Consider the following 3,519-nt stretch of genomic DNA (forward strand, 5'->3'; position numbering starts at 1 on the left):
AGGATTCACTTTATGTTACGGTCTGTTGATTTGCTCGCACTCTCCAAGAGAGTTACTTTGTCACAGGGCTTCAACCTTAGGATTTCTCCACCAGTTGCCTGTCAGCTACCGAGCGTCTTGGCACTTACTCGGGTTGGACTTGCACCAACTAGCAGATAACAGCTTAGCTGGGCACGCTTAAATCAAAAACAACATTCTTTGTTTTATTCATTTAATTGAATTTCACTCTATATTGATCCTTTTAGACAACTTCTTATTTTTTTCGTGATTGAGTTTCTATTTGGAAAAAAATTATATGTCACCATGACAAAAATTTTCAACTTAGTTGATTTTATTTGCAAGTTAATGATTCGAAGCTGAAAATTTTATACTAGTGATAAAAGAATCTTGCAACTCATATTGATATATTTGCAAGTTTAACATTCGAGGTTGAATTTTCCTCAAAAACAAAAAATCTGCTCGTACTTAACTATAGCGATTGGATGTATATTTGCTACTTTAATAATTAAATTTGTTAGTTTATGAATCGTATTTGTAACTCTTAAATATCTATTTGCAACTAGAAAAAATCGTATTTGCGAGTCGTAAAGAAAAACTTGTAACTATCGAAAAATTATTTGTAACTTTCGGTAATTTTCTAGCAAGTAGGCAAAAAATTTTGCAGCTATGGTAATTTTACTCGCAAGTTGAAGGTTCAAAAAGTAATTTAATTATCTTATTTGAATAAAAGGTAAAGCCAGTGAAATTCTACATAAAAAATTTCACTGGCTTTTTCAATTACGATAAAAATCTTCCTAGATTCGGAATTATGCACAAAAAAAGAATTGCTTTTTATAAACAATTCTTTTAATGAGCGTCCTTTTTATTACATTCAGGACATGTTCCGTAAATCTCCATCCGATGATGACTAACCTTAAATCCTGTCACATGTGAAGCTAATTGTTCAACTTCATCTAAACCTGGATAATGAAAATCGACAATTTTTCCACATGAATTGCAAATGACGTGATAGTGTTGGGTTGTGACAAAATCAAAGCGAGATGATGAATCTCCATACGTTAATTCTTTCACAAGACCAACCTCTTTAAAAACTCTTAAATTATTATATACCGTTGCGACACTCATATTAGGAAATTTGCCTTCCAGAGCTTTATATATATCATCGGCCGTTGGATGGGACATGGATTGTATTAAATACTCAAGTATCGCATGACGCTGCGGAGTGATACGGACTCCTGTTTCTTTAAGCGTTTCTAAAGCTTCTTTTAGTTGGGTCTGTGACACCGCCATGCACCTCTTTTCTCCGTAAAGATTATTAAATGATAATTCTTATAATTAGTGTACTAATAAAGTCCCATTTTTGTCAATAAACCGCTCTTATATTAAGATTTTTCATGTAGATTTTGTTCTTTTTCACCAAGATTCATATTGATCATTCTTGCAGCAACAAATAATAAGTCTGATAAACGGTTTAAATAAGCAAGCACGAGCGGATTCACATCCTCTATTTCTACGGCACATCTTTCCGCTCTTCTTACTATCGTTCTTGCTACATGCAATGCTGCACCCGCTTCATGACCTCCTGGCAAAATAAAATTACTTAATGGTTCTAAATGCGCATCCCACTGATCAATAATGTGTTCAAGTTCCTGAATATCTTCCTTCGTTAATGCCCATTTCACTGTTTTTCCTTTCGGTGTAGCTAATTCTGCCCCCACATGGAAAAGTGTTGTTTGAATTTTATGAAATACTGTTAGAAAAAATTCCTTTTCTTCAAAAAACTCATTTCTTAAATAACTAAGTGCCAATCCAATCATTGAATTCGCTTCATCACATGTTCCATATGCTTCTACCTTAGGATCGCTTTTACGAACCCTTTGACCATAAATTAATGAAGTTTCTCCTTTATCCCCACTTCTTGTGTAAATCTTCATATTAATACCCCCTTGTTAAATCAACTTCATTAATAAAATCATCCCCATTATTTAAATACGTTTCGAGATTTTTATAAAATATGTCGAATGCACGTACTAAGTACATTTTTGAATGACTAGATACATGTGGTGTTATCGTTACATTTTCCATTGTCCAAAATGGGTGGTCACAAGGAAGTGGTTCTTGTTGAAAAACATCTAAATAGGCGTGGTCAATTATGCCATCATTTAATATTTCAATTAAATCTTGTTCAATCACAGCATCTCCTCGACCAATATTGATAAAAACAGAACCTGGTTTAAAGGATGAAAAAAGTTCTTTATTGAAAATCCCTTTTGTTTGTTTTGTACTAGGTAAAACGGAAACAACATAGTCTGCTTCTGGTAAGACTAACTTCAATTGTTCTAATTTATGCATTGTTTTAAAAGGAGGCTTGTTCTTGCCAGAAGTATTAATACCTAAAACATTCATCCCTAATGCATGGGCATAAACCGCAATTTGTTGTCCGATGGCACCTGCACCGACGATTAGCAATGTCTTGCCATATAACTCCTGCATATGCAGCTTTTTATCCCAGTTTTTAGCCATTTGATTTTTTAACATTTTTCCTAGTCGTTTCGAATGATTTAACATTACGCCTATTGTATATTCAGCCATAGGAATTTTATGAATTCCTCTTGCATTTGTAACTTTTATCTTTCTCTTCATTAAAAATTGAAATGGCATTTTTTCTAGTCCAGCGGACATTACCATAATCCATTTCAAATTTTCCGCTTTTTTTAATCTTTCTTCTGTTAAATCTTCTCCATAAGTTATGAAAATTTCAGCTTTATGTAAATGCTCTTCCGCTTCTTTCATACCATTAAAAAATTCTGCCTGAACTTTAGGAAATCTTTTTCTTAGTTCGTTTTGAATCTCTTCTTTCGGTACAATGGTTGATATTATATTCATACAAGTCACCATCCCTAAACTTTTCATAATTATCATAACATCATCAACATATTTTGAAAATTAAAGGAATTGAAACATTTATTATGTAATTTTCAGCTACCTTTAAATAGAGATGATGGACGTTATTTTGAGGTCAGAATTATTGAAATTGTAATTTTTTTCCTCGACCAAAAAGTATGGAAATATATGAACAACTATAGAAAATGAACAGAACCATAAAATTCGAACCGTAATAATTAGATATTGATTTTTCATTGAAGTGAAGTAGTTTTAGTGTTTCTTTATTCTACATCATTTCCCATTGACGCTAGTCACTAAATCGAGTAGGAGGGAGCGATTAACTCCCGTCCTCTCACACCACCGTACGTACGGTTCCGTATACGGCGGTTCAATTAAGATAATTGACGCAAGTCTTTATAACTTCCGTGAATAGCTGTTCTCTTTATGCCAGTGGTCACTCCACCCTCCAAGAGGTCTCCCACGGGATTCACCGCTTCCTCCCTCAAGTGAGGTACTACGTTTTCTGTGTTCATCATGACTCACTGAATGCCAAGGACTATTCTCTCTTAATTGTTCGGTCCTTCTTAGTTGTTCTAGACCAACTAATACTATGACCTCTGCTGACTTCTGACG

General features: G+C 33.9%; 4 protein-coding genes. All 4 read right to left on the reverse strand.

Features of this window, described 5'->3' with window-relative positions; all coding sequences use genetic code 11:
• Positions 1-846 precede the first annotated feature (846 nt).
• Complete coding sequence (perR, locus tag AC3ASS_RS13835; RefSeq protein ID WP_488284095.1) at positions 847-1,290, reverse strand: peroxide-responsive transcriptional repressor PerR; 444 nt, start codon at positions 1,288-1,290, stop codon at positions 847-849.
• 92 nt (positions 1,291-1,382) lie between these two features.
• Entirely contained in the window at positions 1,383-1,934 is a 552-nt protein-coding gene (locus AC3ASS_RS13840) for a cob(I)yrinic acid a,c-diamide adenosyltransferase (RefSeq protein WP_488284096.1), read from the reverse strand.
• 1 nt (position 1,935) lies between these two features.
• Positions 1,936-2,886: a D-2-hydroxyacid dehydrogenase gene (locus AC3ASS_RS13845; RefSeq protein ID WP_488284097.1), complete on the reverse strand. Its 951-nt coding sequence runs from the start codon at positions 2,884-2,886 to the stop codon at positions 1,936-1,938.
• 414 nt (positions 2,887-3,300) lie between these two features.
• On the reverse strand, positions 3,301-3,519 hold a 219-nt coding region (locus AC3ASS_RS13850; RefSeq protein WP_488284098.1), incomplete at its 5' end, for a hypothetical protein.

The sequence above is a fragment of the Bacillus sp. JST-5 genome, from assembly GCF_057747715.1.

Bases quoted from the DNA above. Each gene is read 5' to 3' on its own strand.
- perR (WP_488284095.1), bottom strand. From the start codon at position 1,290: ATGGCGGTGTCACAGACCCAACTAAAAGAAGCTTTAGAAACGCTTAAA.
- AC3ASS_RS13840 (WP_488284096.1), bottom strand. From the start codon at position 1,934: ATGAAGATTTACACAAGAAGTGGGGATAAAGGAGAAACTTCATTAATT.
- AC3ASS_RS13845 (WP_488284097.1), bottom strand. From the start codon at position 2,886: ATGAATATAATATCAACCATTGTACCGAAAGAAGAGATTCAAAACGAA.